The following is a 21,947-nucleotide window of genomic DNA, read 5'->3' as shown; positions in this document are numbered from 1 at the left end:
ACGGGCGACACCAGATCATTCAGAAATGGACATAACACCCTCTGAGATCTAAATCTCGGTCTCGGCAACCACTTCCTCGGCCTGGATGAGTTCATAGTTCTTCCCTCTCAAGGGCCCGCTCAAGAAGGTTTCGAAATCTCGGCCCGTGACCTGGAACGAGGCATTCGGGAGCATCAGGACCTCCTCTTCCTGGCCGTTCAGCGAGAAGGCGTCGATATCGCGGCCACTGCCGCCTCGCAAAGCGAGCTCCAGGACCACCGGTCGCGTATGGGCGCCCCCGTATTTCGAGGCGAAATTCAACGCCGTCGCTTTGTCTCTGGATGCGCTGGCGAACGTGTTGGCCGCGAAGCGGTCCCCGCTGTACATGCTCGAGACCGGCAATCCGGTCACAGCCCAGTCCCCCCTCCAGACCGTCATGTCCCTCGCGGCGGGCAGGTTCTGCAAGGCACTGATGAGCATGTCCGCATGGACCCGCGCTTCATCGATGATCTGCGGCAGCAGGCGCGTCTTGGTCGCCATCATTTCGTCCCGGAGCAACGAGAGCTGCTCGGCGACGTCAGGCTTCGGGTTCCCCTCCTCGTCGTCCAAGAATGTGAACAGATGCTCGTAGGCTCGCACAGCGCCGGCGAACTCGCGGGCGTTCATCAGAAGCGCGGGCATTTCCGTGCCAAAATCCTTCAACCGCGCGTCGATCAGCTTCCCGAGAATTCGGTCGAGAACCATGGAGGAAATTCCTTCTCCTGCGATTCTCCCCATACCCCCCAGAGTACTCTCCACGACGAAGTTGATGATCTGATGCGACGATCCGGTGTACGCCATGATGGCCATCACATGGGCGGGAGTGATCCGGCTCCTGAGCTCGCTGATAGGGGTCCCATTACGCCCCAACCAATCCAGGAGCCGTCTGAGGTCGTCAGGGTCGAACCGATCACTGAGCTGCATGCCGAGCAGATCATTGGCATAACTAATCTCGACAGGCCCGTTCTCGATGAACCCCTGGTCCCTAAAGTCGGCCGCCGCCGCCTGCAGATATACCTCCTCGTCCGGCATCAGGCCTCCATTGCGCGCGCGGAGTACGGACGGCGCAAAGAATTCGCCCAGCGCATCGAGGGTGCGATACATGGAAACGGCATCCGTGAGGTCAAATCGACGCCCGTCGAATCCTTGGAACCCTGCCAGCTGCGCACCCCGAAGGACTTCGTACAGCGAATGGTCCCGCGCCGGCACCATCCACGAAATGAGCCCGACGAGGAACTCCTCCGATGCCGAGTCGGGCACGTTGAGCCAGTCGTAGGCACTGAGCATTCGCGTGGTCGTCCCGGATACGCCAGAAATCATGGGGAAGCCCCTGCCCTGCACGTCGCGCACCCATTGGGAGTTCTCGTCCATCTCGAATCTGGCGCGACCCTCGATAGATTGCAGCGGGAATTCCGGCCCCGCGAACTCCGGGTCCAGGTCCGCAGCTCGCAGATCGAGGGACTCGCGGCGCTCCACCACCACGGCAACGGAGGCGAGGTTGACCGTGGCCGAGTGATCGTCTTCCTCTGCCCGGGTGTACTTCACCTCCACCGCACCTGGGTACCGACTCATGAGCACGTCCGCGTCGGGTCTCCCGTCGGCCAAGCGGGGGACCTCACTGAGCGGCACGTCCACCAGGTCCATGCCGACGATGCGTATGAGTTCGGCGTTCCTCTCCAGGAAGGCAAGTTCTCGCCCACTGAGCTCCGCACTGGCGAGAAGAAGGTCCCGCGGCGTCAGCTTCCTCGGAACCCACAGCTGTTCGTCTGAGGACCGCTCGCGGCGTCCGATCTGGCTCATGGCCAGTTCCAGCGCATCGGCCCTCCACTCTCCGCGCCACGTCGACAGGCGGCCGAGCGCGAGGGGATCGTTGTCGAAGATGTGCCGAACCTGCGGTGCGATGACTCCGGTCGCGCCTCGCATCAGCTCGACGACCGTACTGCCCATGTGCCGGGAGTAGAGACGAAGGGCTTCCACGTCGAGCCCCAGTCGCTCGGCAGCGGCCCAGTCCTGCCGTGCCAGGATGGACTGGATCACAGCCTTGAAGGTCATCGCGCCCGGTTCGTCCGAGTTGTAGTAGAGGGCGTTGTAGAGAGCCGTGAATTTCTCGCGAGGGTTCCCGGACTCCAGAAGTTCGGCGTGGTCATAGACGGTGAGCCGCCGTCCGACCTGCCCGGCGCTGGCGACGTCCTCCTTGGTGAACGAGGCGCCAAGGCCGTCGATCGTCGGCTCGAAGTGCTGGTGGAGAACCGAGCGCAGCTTGAACAGAGCCCGTGTGACCGTGTTGTTGCTCCCGGTGACCGTGGTGAGGAAGTGGGCTGTCTCAGCCACCGTCCGCTCGAACCGCTCAGCCGCCAAGCGCCATTCCGGGCGCGTCAAGATCGGCGATCGCCGGAACACCCGCAGCGTTCCGTCGTCCCGTGTACCGAACGCAGGCAGCGGGACGACATCCGAGCTGGCGTGGTAAAGCGACTCGTCGTATGTACCTCCGCCCCTGAGGAGCTCACCCTCGAAGGTCCGGACATGGGCCCAGATGTTCGCTTCGGCCTCGCCCGGCCGGCCGGCGAGGAGATGTGCCGCCGAGTCGTACGGCTCGACGACGTGCCACTGGGGGTCGATCACACTGATCGACCCGGTGGGCTCGTGGATGAGGGTGAGTACGTGCCCGACGGCGTCCTCCCGCGCGGTGAGCAGCAGGGCTCGTGCCAGCGGCCCCGCCTCCCTGAGCAACGCGACGACGCGTTCGACTCCATCCAGACCGCGGCCGTAGTGCCAGGCGGGGCCGAGTGTGCGCGACACCACCCAGACCGCGTGACGCTCCGGTTGGGCGTTCGGAAGAGTGCCCGCTACGCGGGGCGCGCCGTCCAGGAGGTCCCACAGCGCGAGGTTCGCCTCGACGCAGTTGAGACCCCCCATGTTCGGGTTGACGTGTGCCAACAGGTCCGAGGTCACCTGTCGGTGGTCCGTGTCGGCCACACCGAGATGCGCGAGGTGGGCCTGCAGGGCGTGCTCCTGCTCCAACGTGGGTGGCAGCAAAGAGCGCTCGAGAAGATCGCGGGTGCTGGTGGGCGTGGCCAAGCGGGGGCGCCGAGCCTCTGGAGCGTGCACTTCACCGTCATGGGTAACCGCGTGCTCTCGTGCAGCCGCCCGGGACGCCTCGGGGTAGGGCACGGTCTGCTTTCCGGACGAACGGACCTGGGTCGCGTCGGTGTGCTCCTCTGTCCGCTTGCGCTTGGTGCCGGCCCTCTCGCCTCGTGAGGCCGGGTCGAGGGGCGGGTTGTGCTCGAACGTGAGCTCCGGGCCGTCGTTCTCCGTCCTGCGCCGCAGGCGCCCGGGTTCGGTCGACTGGCGAGATCCGTCGAGCTCGCGGAGGTGGTGGACACCATCCGTGCCGTCCGCACGAGGGGCTCCGGCGTGCGCACCGGCGGGATCCGTCGAACGGTCACCCGGAGGGGTGGCTTCCCTCCCAGCAGAGCGGCTCAAGGCCTCCACGTGAGCCGGGGCAACCTCGGGGTGTCGGACGAGGGTCTCCGGGTCGGGGCCGTAGAGGCGTTCGAGGAGGGGCAGGAGTTCGGGTTCGTGCTGCCGGACCCACTGCGGGCCGTTGTTCCTGGTGCCACCGGTGAACGGGTCGGTTCCGTGGTTGGTGCCGAGGTAGGCATTGGTGACCTGGGCGAAGTATTCGCGCTCGTTCCGAGCCGCGTAGATGTCGGGGGCACCGCTGTCGAGCTGGCGGACGCCGTCCGACCAGGCGACCGGGCTCGGTTCGCCGAAGACGGACGTCAGGTGGTCCAGCTCGATCTTCGCGCGGTACGTCTGCGAGACGAGCCCCCGGTCGGCGTCGGTGAGGCCGAAGTCGTGGATCGTGTGGGCGAATTCGTGGGTGGTGGTCGAGTATCCGTCGGGGTACGCGGACGGGGTGCGGCCGACGGTGGTGTGCTCGCCGAGCAGGTTCTCCTCGGTGACGGCCGCCCGGAGCGCGCCGGATCCACGGACCTCGTCCCAGCCGCGACCGCCGCCGGCCTCGCCACCGGCCCTCCGGCCGGCCAGGTGCCGGAAGTCCGGTACCTCGGTCATCGGAACGTCCCGGGGCACCACGGTCGCACCCGCGCCGTCCAGCAGCATGCGACGGGCGACGTCCGGATCCTGCAGCATCCGGGCGAGCTGGTCGCGGGCCTCCTGCCGGGCGCTGACGGGGCGTTCGGTCCGCGGGTCCACGGCCACCATCAAGTCGGCCGCCACCCGGGCGAACTCCCGGGGCGGCAGCGACGTGTACAGCCCGTCCACGATCTCCGGATCGCGGGCCACGACGCGGCGCTCCTCGTCCGAGAGCGAGACCAGGAACCGGGTACGCTCCCCGGCGCCCATCGTCGGCAGCCGGGAGGCGTCCGAGGGCAGCGCGACGGACTCCACGGTCCGGTCCGACGGATGGTCCGCCGACTCGACAGCCCGGCCGGAAGGCGGCACGACGGGGTCCACGGGCCGGGGACCGGTGGAGGCGAGGGCATCGCCGGGGACGGTGGCGGCCACGTCGGCGGGGAGGGTCAGGGGGACGTCCGGACCGGCCCCCGGCGGGCGCCGGATCAGCTGCCCGCCCGCGGAATCGGGATCGGCCTCGGCCGGGTGGGCCTCGGTGGACAGCAACCGACCCTCGTGCTCTGCCTCGTGGGCCAGCCAGCGGTCGCGGTCGAGACCGGCCGGACCCCAGTGCTCCCGGTAGGTGGTGAACCAGTCCTCACCGAACTCCTCCCTGAGCGCGGAGAGTTCGTGCTGCTGGACGTCGCGGCCCTCGGCGAGCCGGTCGAAGCCGCGAAGCGCCGCTTCCAGCCCGGGCACCACCTCCGACTCGAACGCGGCCCGGACGGTCAGCTCGGCGTCGAGTGCCTCGCGGCGCTCCCGCCAGCTCTCCAGCCGTTCGGCGAGACCGTCACCGCGCAGCGCGTCCGGGTCGGGGAAGATCTCGTCGAAGGCCGTCCGGACGCGCTCGGCGTGGGCCTCGCGCACCCGGTCCGACGAGTCGGCGGACAGCGGGCGGCCTCCGGCAGGGGCGGCGGCGGCCGCCCGGGCGGCAGCGTCCGCACCGAACACCGCTTGCTCGCGGGCCGATTGGAGGGTGATCAGGTCGTGGATCCGGGCCGGGTCGGTCAGCCCGTCACGGGTCTCGGCCCACTGGACCGGGTCGCCCTCGGCGGCGCGCATCAGGCGCTGGTCGGCCTCGGCCGCGACGGCGGCGGCGACCGCGTCGACGGTGCGCTCCGGAACGGTCGCCGGGATGCCCAACGCCTCGGCCGCCTCGGCGTCCACCCGCGGGCGCCCGCGCTCGGCCCAGGTCTCTGCGCCGGCGCGCACGGTGTCGACGGCGGCGGTGATGGTCGCTTCGCGGGCGGCCTGGAGCGCAAACTGCCCCGGCAGCTCCTCGGCACGGGAGGCGAACCGGTCGTTCCACTGCGTAACGGCGGTCGGCAGATCGCCGTGGAACTCGGCGGTCGACTCCGCGGAACCGAACACCTCGGCGAAGTCCGCGGCCAGCCCGTCCCGCAGCCGGTCGACGAGCAAGGTGTGGCTGGCCTCGGACAGTTGGGCGTCGGAGGTGACGCCGGTCTGCTCCAGCAGGGTGGCGTCCACCGGGTCGAGGGCGGTGCGCCAGTGCACGGCTGCCTGGTCGACCATCCGCTCGGCGCCGCCGACCGCCGCCTCGTACCCGGCCCGCAGGTCGAGGTCGGCGGTCAGCCCGCCCGTGAGCGACGCCAGTCTCTCCTCGCCCAGCGCGGTCCGGGCGTCGAGTCCCCCGCGGACGTCCGAGGGGGTGCGGTACGTCTCCGCGGCGGCCGTCTCCAGCCGCTCGCGGAACACGGCGGCCATGTGCGTGCGGACCCGGTCCAGCGCCTCGGGCGGCAGGTCCGGCGCAGCCCCCGGCGAGCCCTCGCTGCCGCTGGTGAGCCGGTGGCCCCAGGAGTCGGCCACCCGATCGAAACGCTCCATGCCGACCCGGACGGCGGCCTCGCGGAAACCGGCCAACTCCAGCCGTCCGGGCAGGTCCTGGAGGATCCGGTCCCGCTCTGCCGGGTGCTCCGCCAGCTCGGCCGCCACCAGGTCGCCCGCCCGGCGGCGGACGGCGAAGGCCACCTGGTCCGGCGTCCCGTCGGGCAGCCGCAGGGACCATTCGGTGAACGCCTCGTCCAGGCGCGTCCGGACCTCCGCCTCGGCGGTCCAGGTCCGGGCGGCCTGGTCGAGCCTGGCGTCGTACTCCTCGTAGAGGCCGCGCTGGGCCTGTTCCCAGTGCTGCCGTTGCCCGGATGTCGGGTCGGTGTAGGCGGGCGGTGGGACCAACTCGGGGGTGCGGGGATCGGGTTGGTGCGCGGGTGGAGTGTCGGCGGGCGGGACGTGGTCCGGCTCGGGCCCGCCCGGCTCCGGGTCCAGGGGGTGGTGGGGGTTCGGATCCGGGTCCGTGACACCCGAGTGTTCAACCGCGTCGGCTGCCAGAGGCGTTGGCTCCGACAGCTCGTGTGCGGCCGGACCGCTGGCGGCGGACGCGGTCTGTAGACGACCGGAAACCCCCGCCTGCGACGCCGGAGGGCCGGCCTCGGTGCGCAGGGCGGTGGCGGTCGCCGCTCCGGTGCGATCGGTGTCCCGACCGCCCGGCGTCGAGCCCGGCAAGGCGCCGAGGGGATCAGCTGCGCGCGGCGCACCACCGGAGGTGGCGATCCGGTCGGGGGCGCCGACACGGTCCGCGGCATGGGCGGCAACGGGCGGACCCGCGGGTTCGGCATGGGCCGTGGAAGGCCCGGTGGCTCGGGGGACGGTTGAACCACCGCCGGGGTTGGTGGGGACGGTCCCGGCCGGGCCGGTGTGCGCCGTCGGTGCGGCGATCGCCTCGGGCGCGCGGAACGCACCCGTGGACGGCTCGGCTGAGGGCGCCGAGGCGGCTGACCGACTCTCACCGCGCTCCGAGTCGCCGAACGCCCGGCCGGCCGACGCGGCCGCGTCGGTGGCCATCGCCGGACGGCCCGCCACGCTGTCGGCTGCCGTCGGGGAGACTGCGGCACCCGTCTCGCCCCGGTCGGGCGTGGGCGCACCGTCCGCCGTCCCGTCGGCGGCGCCGGGGGTGCTCGGAGTGATCGGCGTGCTCGGCGTGCTCGGCGTCTGCGGGCCGTGGGCCGTGGTCGCCGGCTCGCCGAGGCCCGGCAGTCCGGCGTACGGCGGGGCCTGCGTACCGGGCGACACGCTCGCGGACGGCTCCGACGGGCTGCCGGGGGTGGCCGTGTCGACGGCGCCCGGGGTGGAGGCGGGCCCCGGGGTCTGCGTGACGGTATCCCGCAGGTGGGGGGTGCCCGCCGCCGCGCTGTCCGGGAGTCCGTCGGTCGTGCCGGGTGTCCGCGGACCGGCGGCGCCGTCGGGAACCGTTGCCGCGGGTCCGGTGGTGGCCGAGCTCTCGGGCGGGGCGCCGGCGGTCCCCTGTGCCTGGGCAGGCGGCTGTACGTGGACGGGCGCCGGCGTCTGCGCGGGGGCTGCGGTCTGGCCGGCCGACCTGGCGGCCGACGCCTCGGCGGCGGCACGGCCGGCCGGTGCCTCCAGGCCGGGCAGGCCGGTCGCGGATGACGCGTCGGCGTCCACGCGGTGCCCGACGGCGCCCGGATTCTCGGTGAGCGGTCGGCCCGCGCCCGCGGTGGCCGGGGTCGTCGCGCCGGCGGAGGCACCCGACCCGATCGCGGCCTCGCGCGCACGGGCGGCTCCCGCGGCGCCGTCGGACGCGCTTTCCGAGGCGCCACCGGACGCCGACGTGGCCAGCCGCCCTGCCCCTGAGGTGGCCGCCGCACCGGCCTCCCCGCCCGGCCCGGCGTCGCGGCACCTGGCGCCCCGACACCCAGCGGCGCGGTGACGGCTGCCGGGGCACCGGCGGCCACCGGCTGTTCGGCGACTGCGGGCGATCCACCCGGAGAGCCGGCGGCGACGGCGCCGGGCGAGCCCGCCTCCGTGCCGGTCGCCGGGCCGGCCGTCGCCGGGATCGCCGCACCGGGTTCAGCGCCCGAGCCGGCCACGCCAGACCCGCCAGCCGAGCCCTCCACCGCGCCCGATGGCTCGGTGACGGGCCCGGTGGAGGTCCCGCCGTGCCCGCCCGCCGCGGGGCTCTCCGTCGGTGCCGCCACCGGTACGAGATCGTCCAACCCGGCGGCGATCTTCTCCACGGCGGGCGCCCCGCCATGACCGCTGCGCCGCCAGCCAGCCGCGCCGCCGATGGCCCCGGCCGCGGCCGCCAGCCCGAGGTCCTGGCCGGCGTCGAAGGCCGCGTTGGAGACGGCTCCGACCGTGACGCCTGTCGTGGCGTGGATCCCGGCCATGCCGACGATGTTGGCGGCGAGCTTCGGGGCCGTGATCTCCGCGCCGATGACCATCGGACCGGCGATGGCGCCGCTGATCGCGCCCATCTCCACCGCGCCGATGGTGGCGGCGGTGTCCCACTCGGCGCGCACGCCCATGAGGAACTGCACACCCTGGACCGCGGCGTCGATCGCGGCCTGGGCGACGGTCTCGGTGATGACGGCGGTGAAGGCGCGCCGGAGGATCATCTGGACGTTCCACCGGACGGCCGCGACCTGGGCCGGGACCAGCGCCGCCCCGTACAGGGACTGGATCAGGGCGGCGATCTCAGCGGCCAGCCAGGCCGTCTGAGCGATGATCATGTACTTCGCGTAGCCGACCTGCAGGCCGGTGTTGGCGCTCATCCGGCCTACCTGGCCGGCTCCCCGGGACATCGCGGGGATGCCCTGCCCCAGGCGTCCCATGAAGGAGCTGAACTCGGCTCCCGCCGCGCCGCGGACGCCGTTCAGGACGCGGGCGGTCACCGGGTCGACCGAGGTGGCGACCCGTCCCAGCGCCACCGAGGCGTCGGCCCAGGCCCTGCCCATCGCGCCGAGCTTGTCCTCGTCCGGCTTGGGCCAGTCCTGGCCCGCGGTGACCTGGACGAGCCAGTTCAGCTCCGAGGGGATTTCGACGCCCATGGATCAGCTCACTTCCGGCCGACGGTGGGCGCCTTCACCGGACGGGCGCCGGTGTCGTGCGGGACGCCGTGGACGCGGATGGCGTCGAGGTTGTTCTGCTCGGTGCGTTCGAAGCCCTTCGCCATGCCGTGCACGCCGTCGGCGGTACGGGCGATCACGGTGGAGGTGTCCTCGAAGCCCTGCTGCAGGGAGCGCGCGGCCGACTCGTACTGCTCGGTGAAGGCCTGTCCGATCGGGTCGTCCCACTTGGCCGGCCCGATGGCGGAGAGCCGGGCGATCAGGCTCGTGGACACGTCGCGGGTCTCGCTCGCGAGGGCGCGCACGGCGGGGGTCGCCATGGCGATGGCGTCGGTGTCCACGGACAGCTGGTCGGTCATCTCACGCCTTCGTCGTCCTACGTCGTTCGGTTCCGGTGGCGGCCTGGCCGGCTCACACGGGTGGCCGTCCCCGCTCCACGTAGGCGCGGACGGCGTCGAGGACGGGCGGCTCCTCGGGGAGCAGCGCCGTCAGGTCGGCGGTGCCCTGGAGGAAGTCCACGGCCGGTACCTCCTGCGGCAGGTGCGCCGCGATGGCCTCGCCGGCCAAGCCGAGCGCCTGCTGCCGGGCGTCCCGCGCGGCGGCGAGGATCGCCTCGGCGAGCTCAGCGGGGGCAAGTCGGCGATAGGCGCCGGTGGGAAACGCCACGGCGGTCAGCTCGCCCTGGGCGCCCACCGTGACCTTGACCGTCTGGCGGGGGGCCGTGGCGCTGGCCGAGATCTCGCGGAGCCGGCGCTGGAGGTCGCCGGCGGCTGCCCGGCGGCTGCGGTACTCCTCCATGAGCTCGTCGATCCGCTGGTCGTACGGCGTGCTCACGGCGGGCTCCCTCGGGGCGAACGGACGGTCGGCGTCGCCGCAGGGGCTCGCGCCCGAGGGGGGAAGGCGAGCGCGTTCCCTGCGGCTGCACCAGTCAACCGGGCCGCGGCGCCGCACCACCGCGATCCGGGGCCCCGCGGCACCTCCGTACACCGCGTGCTGCCCCCGGGGGACGCCGACATCCCGACGGGTGGCGGGCGGCCTCCTGGCAGGCGGTCGGGGCGGGTCAGTCCGGGATGCCGTCGGCGTCCTCGTCCCAGCTGCCCCACTGCGTGGTGCTGCCGGCGAGGAGTTCGGCGATGCGGCTGCCCTCGGGTTCCTCGGCCCGGTCGGCGCCCGGGGCATCACCGCCGCCAGAGGCCTCCGAGGGGTCGTCCTCGTCGGCTTCCTCGCCGTTCGGGTCCCAGTGGCCGGAGCGGGGGGAATGGTCCGGGGCCGGGCCCTCGGCTGCGCAGACCGGGGAGGGTCGCCAGCTGGTGAGCGTCGGGCCGTCAGGTTCGGCGTCCGCCGCGCGGTCGTCCGCGGCGGGGGCGTCGTCGTCCGGCGCGGTGTCGGCGCTCTCGCCGGTACGCGGTTCGGCACGGCCGCGTCCGCCGAGTGACCGCCAGAGCAGCGGAACGAGGGAGGAGGAGGCAGCGGCGTCCCACGCGGCGACCTCCTCCAACGAAGCCGGCTCCGCAGTCCGGTGCGGACGCCGCGGCTCCGCCGGGTGGGAGCCGTCACCGCCGGCCGACGCCTCGACACCCACGGGGCCGGGGGTCGTGCCGTCGGGGACGCCCCCGCGTCGGAGTTCGGTGGCAGGCCCGGCCGGGGTGGCCGAGGTCGTCCCGTGGCCGCTGACGCCGGATGTCGCCCCCGGAGCAAAGGCTCCGGCCGGAGCGGACTGGACACCGGTAGCAGCGGTGCGACTCGGAGCGTGACTTGAGGAAGCGGTTGCCGTGGCCCCGGTGACGGCGGGCGCCGCAACGGGCTGGATCCCGCCGACGGGCGAGGCAGGAGCCGAGGACCCGGACGAAACCGGCTGGCCGACGGCATGGGCTGACGCCGCCGCTCCCCCGGTGGCCGAGGAGGCGGGAGCGACGGTTCCCGCTGCAGGAGGAGCAGGTGTGCTCAGCGATGGGCCGGCAGGCGCGGCCGCGGGCACCGCGACCGGATGCACCGCGACGGCGACCGGGACCGCCGGCTCCCCCGCGGCGGCCACCGCGCGCTGACTGACCGTGGCGTCGCCCGCTGCACCGGCTCCGGCCTGCGAACCCATCGTCGAACCGCCGGGCCCGGTGGCGGCGCCTGCCGCCGTACCGAGCGCCGTGCCCGTGGCCGGAGCCGCACCCGGTTGCGCGTCGGGCGCCGTACCCGTCGATGCACCAGCGGCTCCTGCGTGGGCAGTTGTGTCCGAGCCGGTGCCCACGTGTACGGCGGCCCTCTCGCCCGGCGCCGCGGCGGCCGCCGTCGTGCCGGAAGCGGCTTCCGCCGCTGAGGTCTCACTTGCCGCCGCACCGGCTTCCGGGGCGGTGGCGCCCTCCGTGGCGGCAACGGTCCCGTCGGTCGCCGACCAGGGCGCAGCGCCGTTCTCCAACAGGCCGAGGGCGTCGAGCGGTTCAGCCGCGATGCCGGCGCCGTCGGCCGGGGCCGCTGCCGCATCCACCGCGCCGCCCGTCGCAACGCCCGTCGCGGGTACGTCGGCTTGGGCCAGGCCGGGGCGGACCGCGGCGCGGCCCGCGGCCGCCGGGGTGCCCTCGGGTGCGCCGATCTCGTCCTCGGCGTGGGTGGCGCCGGCGTCGGTCCACGGCCTCTCGTCGGGGGTGAGCAGCCCGGAGGCGTCGGAGCGTTCGCCGTCCTTGGCGCCGCCGGGCGCGCCGCCCGGCATCATCGGGGCCATCGGCATCATCGGCGACTGCGCTCCGCCGGCGACCGCGGTCTCCGCGGCGGCCGGTGCGGCACCGGTCGTCGTGGCGCCCGGCACCGAGCCGAGGGTCGAGGAGGGTGCGTCCACGGCGTACGGCCGGCCGGCTGCGTCGAGGCCGCCGAGACCAGGGGTGGCCACGCCCGAGCCGATCGGGCCGCCGACCCCAGTGCTTCCGGGGAAGGGCCGGGCGAGGGATCCCTCACTGGGGAGGCCCGCACTGCCGAGTGACGGCAGTGAGGCCCCCGCGCCGGGCGTCGACGGGCCGGGAAAGGACAGGGGCGAGCCGCCCCCGATACCCGGCAGCCCACGGCCGCCGCCGCTACCGATTCCGGGGAGTCCCCTCCCCGTGCCGACGCCACCGGTCGAGCCGGGGAAGGGCAGCGGCACAGCGGCGCCCGGAATCCCCATCCCTGGCACTCCCCGACCGACGCCACCGGCTCCGGGCTCATCAGCCCCCGTCCCGCCCGGGAACGGGAGCGGCGCGCCGATGCCGGGCGGGCGTCCGGCGGTCGGCATCGCGCCGCCCGGGAAGGGCACCGGGGCACCACCGCCCGGCCCGTCCAGCGCGGGCAGCCCCCAGGTCCCTGCGCCACCGGGCAGACCGGGGAAGGCCCGGGGCCTTCCCGCGCCGCCGTCCAGTTGCGGCATGCCGGGCATCGCGCCGCCGCCGGGGAACGCTGCCGGGGCGGGCACGGCGCCGCCGCCCGGGAACGCTGCCGGCATCCCGCCGCCCGCCGTACCGGGCAGGCCGGGGACGGGCGGCGGGGCCGCGCCCGTACCGCCGGGGAAGTCGGCGACGCGCGGCGCCGAGCCGCCGGGGAACGGCGCCGGGGACGGGACGCTGCCCGCACCGGGGCCGATGGCCGGGGGAACGGGCCGGTCACTCGCGCCCGGGGCCTTGACCGGCGGCTGGACGGGTGGTGGGGTGCGGACGGCGTCGATGGTGATCTGGTACTGGCCGGCCAGGCTCGTGAGCACCTCTCGCATGTCGCGGTTCATCAGCCGGACGATCTCGGGCTTCTTGCTGACCGGGATGAGCCCGTTGCCCATCGCCGTGACGCCCAGCCGTTGCGCCTCCTGCGCGTACCAGGCGTCGATGTCCCGGATCCTGGCCTGCGCGCGGGCCAACTGGTTGCCGTTGGCGACGAGTTGGTTGGGGATGGAGTCAATGCCCGCGGAGCCGCCGGAGAGCACGCCGGCGACAGCGTCGACCTGGGTGGAGAAGGTCCTCATCGCCATGCGGAAGGACTGCGCCGCCTCGCCGCGCCAGGGTCCGTCCTCGCCGGCCAGCGCCTTGGACTGGTCGTCCAGGCTCTTCGCGACCATCTCCAGGACGAGCTGTGCCCGGTAGAAGTCGTTCCCGGCGTTCACCAGGGAGTTCGGGTCGGCCACCGCGGCAGCCCGGGACGTGTCGGAGGTCGCGGCCATGGCGGCGCCGCCGTTGATGGCCGCCATGATCTGCTTCCAGTCCCAGCCGTCGTAATCGGAGGCCTTGCCGGTGCTGCCCGCGGAGCCGTAGACCGCCCCGTCGTCGCCCTGGCTGAATCCGCCCGTGTTGTAGTCGGCCACTGCCGTCCCCGCTCCTGCCCGATCCTTCGGTCCGCCTGGTGGTTGCCGTTCCGGCGCGGTCGGCCCCGGTCGGCCGTTCACGCCGGAACGCCGGGCGCGCGGCCACCGGCCCATAGCCGGCGGGCCGCGCCGCCCGGGTCCTGCTGTTGTTCCGTCCTCGCGACGGCGCTCCGCGCCTGCCCATCCCGAAGGGCCTGTCCGGAGCGGGAGTTCGGCCCGGCTACGCGGCCGCTGGAGGTGTGCCGCCGCCCGCGCCCGCGCCCGGTGAACCGCCGGAGTCCTTGAGCATGGCGGCGAAGTCGCCGCGTGCGCCGTCCAGGAACTGCTGGAAGTCGGTGGCCTTGATGCGGTTGGCCTCCTCGGCGCCGGAGTACGTCCGGCTCAACTCGGCGACGCCTTTGCCGACGGCCGTGAGGCCGCTGTAGACGTCACCGAGCGCCTTGACCATCTGCTCCTTCAACCCGCCGTCACCGTTGGGGCCGACGGTCCGTCCCCGGATCTCGTCGGCGTGGTGGAACGCGCCGGGCGCCACCCTGGTCTGGCGGAGCTTGTCCATCGCCTCCTTGACCGGAGGCAGCAGGCTCTGGATGTTCCGGGCGAAGACATCCAGCGAGGGGGTGCTCACCGCGGTCTGCCCGCCGGCCGACGCGGCCCCCGGGACGGGGGGCGCGGTCGGCGCCGTTCCCTCCAGCCGCTTGTCGGGCGGGAGTCGCGCATCGTTGGGGTACTCCTCGGGATGGGAACCGGGCTTGGGCTTCGGCCCGTTCTGGAGGGCGTTGACCTGCCGCTGGATTCCCTGAGGGCTTTTGTCCTCCCCCATCTAGTGCCCCCACATGTTCGATCCCGTGCGCTCGGCCTGGGCGTAGCTGGCGTGGATCTCGGTCAGCGAGGTCTGGGCCTTCTGCGCCTGGGTGGCCATGTCGGCCGAGGCGGCGTCCCAGCGGGCCTTGGCGGCGGCGTAGGCGCTCTGGGCCTCGCTGGTCCACTCGGCGAGGTGCCGGCGGGCGTTGGCGTCCAGGTCGGCGAGCATGGCGCTGATGTTGCGGGAGATCAGCTGCATCTCCTCGGCGACGTGCTGAACGTTGCCGAAGTTGACGGTGTACGTGGGCATCTGTGGTGCTCCTGGAGGTCGGGCGGGCTTACAGGCCGGCGAGGGGCGTGTGCATGGACGAGGCGACGCCGGAGGCGATCTGGTCCGCGTTGGCGGTGGTGGAGCGGTAGACGCCGGTGTTCTGCTCCAGGGTGTGGGTCATGCCGTCCAGGGCGGAGACCACGCCGTTGAAGTCCTGGAGCCAGGTCTGCATGGCGCCGTTGAAGGTGCCGGCGGCGTCACCGGTCCAGTTCGAGCCGAGCATCGAGACCTGCTCGGTCATGGCCGCCAGCTGGGAGCGCGCGCTGCTGTGCGCCTCGCGGAAGCTGTTCTGCGCGGCGAGCATGCCTTCGACTGTCACCGAGGTGGGGGTAGTCACCCGTGTTTCCTAACGTTGCGTCAACATCGTGTTCTGTCAGAGCTTTTGTGGCGCTCATGCCGACTCTGTCGCATCCCGTGCGGCGGTCGGGCGGCGGCGGGCGGGTAATGCCCGAGCCGCCACCGCGCCCTGCCCGGACGGCCTTCGGGTCGGCGCGGGGCAGCCCGGGGCAGCCCGGGGCTCAGGCGTACCCCCAGGCCGCCGTGGGTGCCGCGGCCGCCGCCGGGCCGAGGTCGGCGGGCCGGATGGTGCGGGAGGGCGCCAGCCGGGCGAGGCGGTCGGCGTAGCGGTGCGCGCCGTGGGCTCCGTCGGGCAGCGGGTGGTCGGCGAAGTGCTCGCCGAGGGCGCCGGCCAGGTCGGCGTCGACGGCGCGGCCCTGGCGGGCGAGGCGGCGCAGCACCAGTTCGGCGAGTTCCTCCGGCGCGTACGGGGTGAGCCGGAGGTACTCGGCGAAGCAGCCGGCCAGGGCAGGGCTCTCCCGCAGGACGTCGGCCAGGGGCGCGGGTTCGCCGGAGAGCACCAGGACCAGGTCGGTCTCCTGGGCGCGGGCGCGGACGGCCTCCAGGACGGCCCGGCGCTCGTCCTCGGGCCGCTCGGCGAGGGCGCGGTCGGCCTCCAGCAGGAGCACCCCGCCAGCGGCCTCCTCGAACAGGGCGGCGGCGTAGGTCTCGACCTGGCCGTGCCAGCGGGACGGGAAGGCGGACAGCGCTGCCTCGTGGACGGCGCCGGTGGCGGCCAGGTCGAGTTCGGCGAGGGCCCGCCCGTACAGCCGGGTGATCGAGCGGCGACCGCTGCCGGACCGGCCCTCCAGGACCAGGTTGGCCGAGAGCGCGACCGGCTGGCCGCCGGCCTTCAGCTGGACCAGCCCGTCCAGGCGGGCGGCCAGGGCCTCGCGGACGGGTTCCAGACCGACCAGGGCGGCCAGGCGCCGGCCGCCGCGGGCGGCGCCGGCGCGGCCGGGTCCGGCGGGGTCGGCGCCGGGGTGCTCGGGGGCGGGGAGGGCGGGGACATCGGCGGCGGAGAGCCGGCTCAGGTCGGTGTCGCGGGCGCCGGGCTGCGCGGCGAGGCGGGAGGCCTGATTGCTGACCATCGCCTCGAACACGCCGCGGGCCACCCGGCCGTTGCCGAAGGTCCCGCCCTTGGGGATCAGTTCGAAGTAGCGGGTCAGCGCCTCGTGGCCGCTGTCGTCCAGTTCGTAGTAGTGCCGGCCGCACATGTTGCGGGTGATGGTGACCAGTTCGGCGGGGGTGTAGTTGGGGAACTCGACGGTGCGGGAGAAGCGCGAGGCCATGCCCGGGTTGGAGGAGAGGAACTGCTCCATCTGCTCGGAGTAGCCGGCCACGATGACCACGAGTTCGTCGCGGTGGTCCTCCATCAGCTTCATCAGGGTCTCCACCGCCTCCTGGCCGAAGTCGGGGCCGCTGCCCTTGGCCTGGTTGGTGAGGGTGTAGGCCTCGTCGATGAACAGGACGCCGCCGAGCGCCCGGGTGCAGACCTCGGTGGTCTTGATCGCGGTGCCGCCGATGATCTGGGCGACCAGGTCGGCCCGGGAGACCTCGACCAGGTGGCCCTTGCCGAGGATGCCGAGCTCGGCGAGGACGGCGCCGTACAGGCGGGCGACCGTGGTCTTGCCCGTGCCGGGTGGGCCGGCGAAGACCAGGTGACGGCTCATCGGCGGCATCGGCAGGCCCATCTCCTCCCGCCGCTGGGCCATGGTGTTGAGGTTGATCAGGCCGGTGACCTCCTGTTTGACGCTGTCCAGGCCGACCAGCGCCTCCAGTTCGGCGAGCGGCCCGGTGCCGGGGTGGGCAGCGCGGTCCGCGGCCGGCTGCGGATGGCCGGACTCCGACCGGGCGCCCGGATCGTGCCGGGCCGCGGGGTCGTGCCGGGTCCCCGTATCAGGCTCCGGCGCGGGGAGGTCGGCGGCGGGCGGCCCGCCGTCCTGGTGGGGGCGGGTCCGCCCGGGCGGGACGGGACCGTCGGCTCCGCCGAGGTCGCAGTCCCGGACCTGGACCGCCTCGCCGGCCAGGCTGTGCAGCGGCAGGCCGCCGGTGCGGTCCGCCGTACAGCCCTCCAGGCCGCCGCGGGCGGCGGACTCCAGGCTGAAACCGTGGCCCCGGGCGCCGTGCACCCGGCAGCGCAGTGCCGTCAGCGTGCCGCCGTCGAGCACCCGGACGCCGTCCTCGTGGGCGTCCGCGACCTCGACGTCGGTGAGGGCGGCCTCGGCGTCCGGGCCGATCTCCACCCCGGCGCCGGTGAGCAGCGAGGAGGTCACCGCCAGCCGGGCGCCGCGGCCGGCCCGCAGCCCGGTGCCGCGGGTGGTCCGGACCCGCAGGTCGGTGAAGGTGCCGATGCCGCCCTCTCCGAGGTCGACGGCGTCGCCGCCCTCGGCCAGTTCCACGGTGGCGTCGTCGAGCCGCAGCCGGGCGCCGCCCAGGACGCGCAGGCCTGCGCGGTCGGTCCGGACGGCGAGCCGCCGCAGCTCGGCCGAGGCGCCGCCGCTCACCAGCAGGGCGGCCTGCTCGGTGCCGGTCACGGTCAGCCCGTCGAACCGCGGCGCGCTCTCGCCCTCCAGCACCGCGCCGAGCGGGGTGTCCGCGACGGTGCAGTCCTCCAGGTGCGGCCGGGCACGGCCGGTGACGTGCAGGCCGCACTGCCGGGCGCCCGTCAGCGTGCAGCCGCGCAGCCGGGGTTCCGCGCCGCCGGCGATGTGCACCGACTGCCCGGCCGAGCCTGTGAACTCGCAGTCGGTGAGGGTGCTGGGCCCGCCGCCGGTGAGGTAGGCGTCCAGGGCGGCGCTGCCGGTCACGGTGACCCGCAGCAGGTCGGCCCGGCCGTCCTGCTCGACCACCAGGGCGGGTTTGGCGCTGTCGGCGACCGCAGTGTCCTCGACGGTGGCCCAGCCCTGCCCGTTGACGCAGAGCGCGTTGCCGCCGCTGCCGGTGAGGGTGGAGCCCCGGACGGTGAGGCGGCCCTGCTCGGCGACCACCAGGGCGGAGGAGCCGACGCGGTCGACCTCGGTGCGCTCCACGGTGTTCCCGCCGCCCGAGGTGACCACGATCCCGGCGCCGACCGGGTTGGCGATCCGACAGTCGCGGGCCACCAGGGTGCCGTCCAGCCGGGCCAGCACGGCCGTCCATGCCGCGCCGGTGACCGTGCAGCCGTCGAAGGCCGCCTGGCCGCGGCGCAGGTCCACCACCGGGTACTGGTCGTCGTCGCCGGACAGCGCCAGGCCGCTGAACTGGACGGCCTCGCAGTCCACCGTCACCGTGCTGCCGTCGGCGGCGTGGATCTCGACGCTGCCCGGCGTGCCGTCGGCGGCCAGGGTGACCGGCCGGTCGAGCAGCAGCCGCTCCTCGTACCGCCCGGGCGCCACCGACACCAGGGCGCCGTCGCCGGCCTGGCGCAGCGCCTCGCCGATGGTGCGGTGCGCGCCGGGGCGCTGCGGGGAGACCACGAGGATCTGGCGGTTCACAGTTGGGTTCCCTTTCCCGGCACGGGAGTTCCCGGATGCGGGATGTGCGCCGTGCGGATGAGTCCTGGGGGGTTGCCGAAGGCGCCGGCACAGGCGTCCGGCAGGGGCGTGGCGGCGGCGAGCGGTCGCCACGCGAGGGCGGCCCGGTCGAGGCCGGTGCGGGCGAGGTCGTCGAGCTGCGCGACGGCGGTCCCGGTACTTGTACCGGATTCCTGGGCCGCGGGGGCGAGTTCGGAGGGGGCCAGCTCGCGCAGGAGGACGGTCCGGGGTGCCTCCCCCTCCGCCTCGGCGACCGCGAGCACCTTGAAGGCCGTGCCGGGGAGGAAGACCACCCGGTCGGGCAGGTCGGGCTCCAGCAGGGCGGTCCGGCGGGCCGTGACCGACCAGAGCAGGAACTCCACCGTCCCGGGCAGGCCGGGCCGGGCGGAGTCCAGCGCGGACGCGAACCCCCACTCGGTGACCGTCCGCCGCTCCCGGTACCACTGCCACTGTGCCTCGGTGACCTCGGCCCGCAGGTACGCGGCGCCCCGGTGGGACGGCAGTCGGCCCAGGCCCGCGTAGGCGCAGCGGGCCAGCGGGACGTGCGCGCCGACCGTGCCGCCGCGGACGGCGGCGGCGATCCGGTCACCGCCCGCCGACAGCAACAGCCGCACCGCGACCAGGTCGGTCAGGGTCTCCTCGGACGGCTTCCGGGCGTCCCCGCGCAGGCCCGGCGCGACCGAGAGCACCCGCGCGAGCGCGCCGGCGGCGCTGTCGTACTCCTGCCGCAGCGTCTGGCGCAGCCACCCGCGCTCCCGCTCGATTCCCCCGGCGGGCGGCACGGCACTGGCGGCGGTCTCCGGGACGGGCTGCACACCGACCTCGGCGGAGGCCGCGGGGGCAACGGGGGCGGGCGTGGGTACGGCTGCCGGTGGCTCCGGCAGCGGGGTGGGGTCGAGGGCGGGGGCGGCCGGGGCCGGTTCCGCCGAGGTGGAGCGGGAGGTGAACACGGGGAGTGCGGGCAGCGGACCGGACTCCAGCCGGATCCGCGGCGGCGGCCCGGCGGGAGCCGGCTGGGTCGGGACGCCGGCGGCGACGGAGGCGGAGACGGAGGCCGTACGGTCCTGGCCCGCCGACTCCCTCGCCGCATGGGTGTCCGGGGACGCCTGAGCGGCCATCCGCTCCCCGACCGCGCTGTCCGCGCGCCGATCGGAAGCCGTCAGGGCCACGTGGGCGCGGTCCGTGGACGGCTCGAGACCGGCCGGGGTCGTCGACCCCGTCGCGACGGGAACACCCGCCACAGCCCCAGCTGCCGGCCGTACCTCTGCCGCGACGCCGGCCCGCGCGTCGGGCATCGCCACGTTGCGCGCGGGGGCCGACGATTCGGTCGCCACACGGGCGTGTCCGGTGGGCTCCCCCGCTGCGCCGGCGTCCCGACGACCGGGCGCCGGCGGCGCCGTACGGAAGCCGGAGGCGGGGGCCTGACCGACGGTCAGGTCGGCTGCCCCGGCACCCACCAGGCTGGCGGGCGCAGCGGGCGGCACGGCCTCAGCCCTCGGTGCGGTGATGGGCTTCGGCGGTACGTGTGCCGTGCGGACCGTCCGGACGGGCTCGACCTCTGCCGCCGGTTCACCCTCGACGGGCGGGGGCGAGAGGACTGCCGCGGGGTCCGCCTCCCAGGCCACGGCGTCCCCCGCCTCCGACCGGAGGTGAGGCGTGCCGGTCGAGGCGGAGTCCTCGTCCGGCGGGGTGGCGACGCCCCTCCGAGGGGCCCGGCGCGAGGTGGCGGGCCGGGTGGGCCGGGCCGGACCGAGCACCTGGGCGTCGAGGTCGGCCGATCCCTCCGTCTCGGGTGCGCCGGGCGAGGTCGCCACCGGTCCGAGCCGGTACCGCACGGGCCTGGCGTCCGGCGCCGGCTGACGGTCGGTCGACTCGGCGACCCCGGGCGTCCGGACGGGCTCGGCCACCGTGATGCGGGGGGCGTCCAGCGCAGGGGACCGCCACGGCATGGCCGGCCCGGTGGCGATCTCGGCGGCGAAGTCCTCCCCCGGCCGTGAGGTGGGCCCACCGGCGCGCGCTGTCCCGGCCTCCGCCGCCCGGCGCTCATCGCGCGCGGGCGAGGCGGGCGAGCCGGCGCCGACGGTGCCCACGGGCCCGGTCGCCACCGCTCCGGACGCGCCCGAGGGCGTGACCAGCCCGCTCGCGATCTCCGCCGCGAACGTCCCGCCGGCCACCCGACCAGCCACCGCCCCGGGAACCCCAGCCGCCACACCGGTACCGCCAACGCCGCTGACGCCACCGGCGACACCGACACCCCCGGGAACCCGGATGCCCGCCGGGACGGCCGCCGTGCGCCCGGTGGCGATGTCGGCCGAGACGACCCGGGCGGTCTGCCGGGTGGCGGGGTCGAGGCGCCAGAGGGCGTCGAGGGCGAGCAGTTGCATCCGGTCGGCGGTGTGCCGGTCGCCGTCGTCGAAGACGATCTTCACGGTGCCCGGTTCGACCGGGAGTCCGCGGATGGGGGCGGCGTCGGGGAGGGCGGCGTCCGGGAGGTCCGTGGGCGGTCGCATCCAAAGGCCGCTCTGGGTGACCTCCAGGACGGCGTCCGGGGCGTACCGGTAGACGCCGGGGGCGAGTTCGGGCAGGCCGTGGACGGGCTGGCGGCCGGTGACCACCACGGGGGCGACCGCGTGGCCGCCGGCGGTGCCGCGCGGGACGTAGCCCAGCTCACGGGCGAACAGCCGCCAGCCCAGGGTGCCGTCCTCGCCGACGGCGTGAACCTCCACCTCGTGGGTGCGGGTGCGGCCGGCGCCGGGGAGGCCGGGGTGGAGGGCGACGGACTGGCCGAGCAGGTCGGCGAGGGCCTGGCCGAGCGGGGTACCGGCGGGGACGGCGACCGGACCGTACCCGACGAAGCGGACGGCGGGCCGGTGGGCGGCCGGGACGGCGGTCCAGAACCGGGCGATCTCCTCCAGGCCGAGGGCGGCGGCGCCCGGGTAGCCGAGCACCACCGCGAACCGGTCGGGCCGGCAGGGGACGAAGCCGGTGAGCCGCCGGCGGTGGTCCTGCCGGGGCCGCGGGTCGTCGTCGTGGGCGGGGCGCAGCCAGGCGCCGCCGGGCAGGGGTTCGCAGATGCCGAGCGGTCCGGTCTGCCAGCGGTGGTTGACGGCCGGGGACTCCCAGGCGGGCCGGGGGGCGCGGCGGGAGTCCCACTGGGCGGGGCCGCCGTGCGGGCGCAGCCGGATCCAGCCCTGTTCGGGATCTCCGAGGGCGAAGAGGGAGCCGTCGGCGGTGCGGGCGAGTTCGCCGGCGGGGACGAGAACCTCGCGGCCGAGCCGGTCGGCCAGCCACTGGCCGACGGGTCGGGGTTCCTCGGGTGAGCCGGGGGCGGTCAGGAGGCGGATGCCGCCGGGGTGGCGGGCCAGGCTGCGGGCGAGCGGTTCCCAGGAGGTGAGGGGCTGGCGTTCGGGGACGTCGATGACGACCAGGCGGTGGTCGGGGTCGTTGGTGAGGCTCTCGGCGAAGACCCGGGCCTGCCAGAGCCCGCGGGCGGGGGTGTCGCCGGACCGGGTCGCGGCGGAGCGGGAGGTCTGCCGGGGGCGGACGAGGAGGGCGTGACGGGCGGTCAGGCACTCCAGGTCGGGTGCCGCGGACGGGGTGCGGCCGAAGGGGCTGCGCAT

General features: G+C 74.7%; 10 protein-coding genes. 1 reads left to right on the top strand and 9 read right to left on the bottom strand.

Going from position 1 to position 21,947, the window contains the following annotated elements; all coding sequences use genetic code 11:
* Positions 1-48 precede the first annotated feature (48 nt).
* Positions 49-7,632, bottom strand: coding sequence for a toxin glutamine deamidase domain-containing protein (locus OG871_RS38165; protein ID WP_371503135.1), 7,584 nt, complete (start codon positions 7,630-7,632; stop codon positions 49-51).
* Between the two features lie 723 nt (positions 7,633-8,355).
* On the opposite strand from OG871_RS38165, the gene OG871_RS38160 reads away from it, so the two are divergent.
* On the top strand, positions 8,356-8,688 hold the full coding sequence (locus OG871_RS38160) for a hypothetical protein (RefSeq protein ID WP_371503133.1): 333 nt from the start codon (positions 8,356-8,358) through the stop codon (positions 8,686-8,688).
* Positions 8,689-9,025: 337 nt separating this feature from the next.
* On the opposite strand, the gene OG871_RS38155 is transcribed toward OG871_RS38160, so the two are convergent.
* The 8 genes from OG871_RS38155 to OG871_RS38120 all read right to left on the bottom strand — a co-directional run bounded on the left by OG871_RS38155 (position 9,026) and on the right by OG871_RS38120 (position 21,947).
* Positions 9,026-9,394, bottom strand: a complete 369-nt coding sequence (locus OG871_RS38155; protein ID WP_371503131.1) for a hypothetical protein — start codon at positions 9,392-9,394, stop codon at positions 9,026-9,028.
* 52 nt (positions 9,395-9,446) lie between these two features.
* Positions 9,447-9,869: a YbaB/EbfC family nucleoid-associated protein gene (locus tag OG871_RS38150; RefSeq protein WP_371503129.1), complete on the bottom strand. Its 423-nt coding sequence runs from the start codon at positions 9,867-9,869 to the stop codon at positions 9,447-9,449.
* A 226-nt stretch (positions 9,870-10,095) separates the two neighbouring features.
* Positions 10,096-13,344, bottom strand: coding sequence for a hypothetical protein (locus OG871_RS38145; protein ID WP_371503128.1), 3,249 nt, complete (start codon positions 13,342-13,344; stop codon positions 10,096-10,098).
* Between the two features lie 220 nt (positions 13,345-13,564).
* A complete protein-coding gene (locus tag OG871_RS38140; protein ID WP_371503127.1) occupies positions 13,565-14,164 on the bottom strand; it encodes a hypothetical protein in 600 nt (199 codons plus the stop codon).
* Positions 14,165-14,455, bottom strand: coding sequence for a WXG100 family type VII secretion target (locus OG871_RS38135; RefSeq protein WP_371503125.1), 291 nt, complete (start codon positions 14,453-14,455; stop codon positions 14,165-14,167).
* 28 nt (positions 14,456-14,483) lie between these two features.
* Complete coding sequence (locus tag OG871_RS38130) at positions 14,484-14,813, bottom strand: WXG100 family type VII secretion target (protein ID WP_371503123.1); 330 nt, start codon at positions 14,811-14,813, stop codon at positions 14,484-14,486.
* 181 nt (positions 14,814-14,994) lie between these two features.
* Complete coding sequence (locus tag OG871_RS38125; protein WP_371503122.1) at positions 14,995-18,288, bottom strand: right-handed parallel beta-helix repeat-containing protein; 3,294 nt, start codon at positions 18,286-18,288, stop codon at positions 14,995-14,997.
* Complete coding sequence (locus tag OG871_RS38120; protein ID WP_371503121.1) at positions 18,285-21,947, bottom strand: hypothetical protein; 3,663 nt, start codon at positions 21,945-21,947, stop codon at positions 18,285-18,287. The genes OG871_RS38125 and OG871_RS38120 overlap by 4 nt, the downstream gene beginning before the upstream one ends.

Source organism: Kitasatospora sp. NBC_00374 (assembly GCF_041434935.1).
Classification (GTDB): Bacteria; Actinomycetota; Actinomycetes; order Streptomycetales; family Streptomycetaceae; genus Kitasatospora.
Note: the sequence above shows the minus strand (reverse complement) of the source record. Positions and strands in the feature narration are given on the sequence as shown.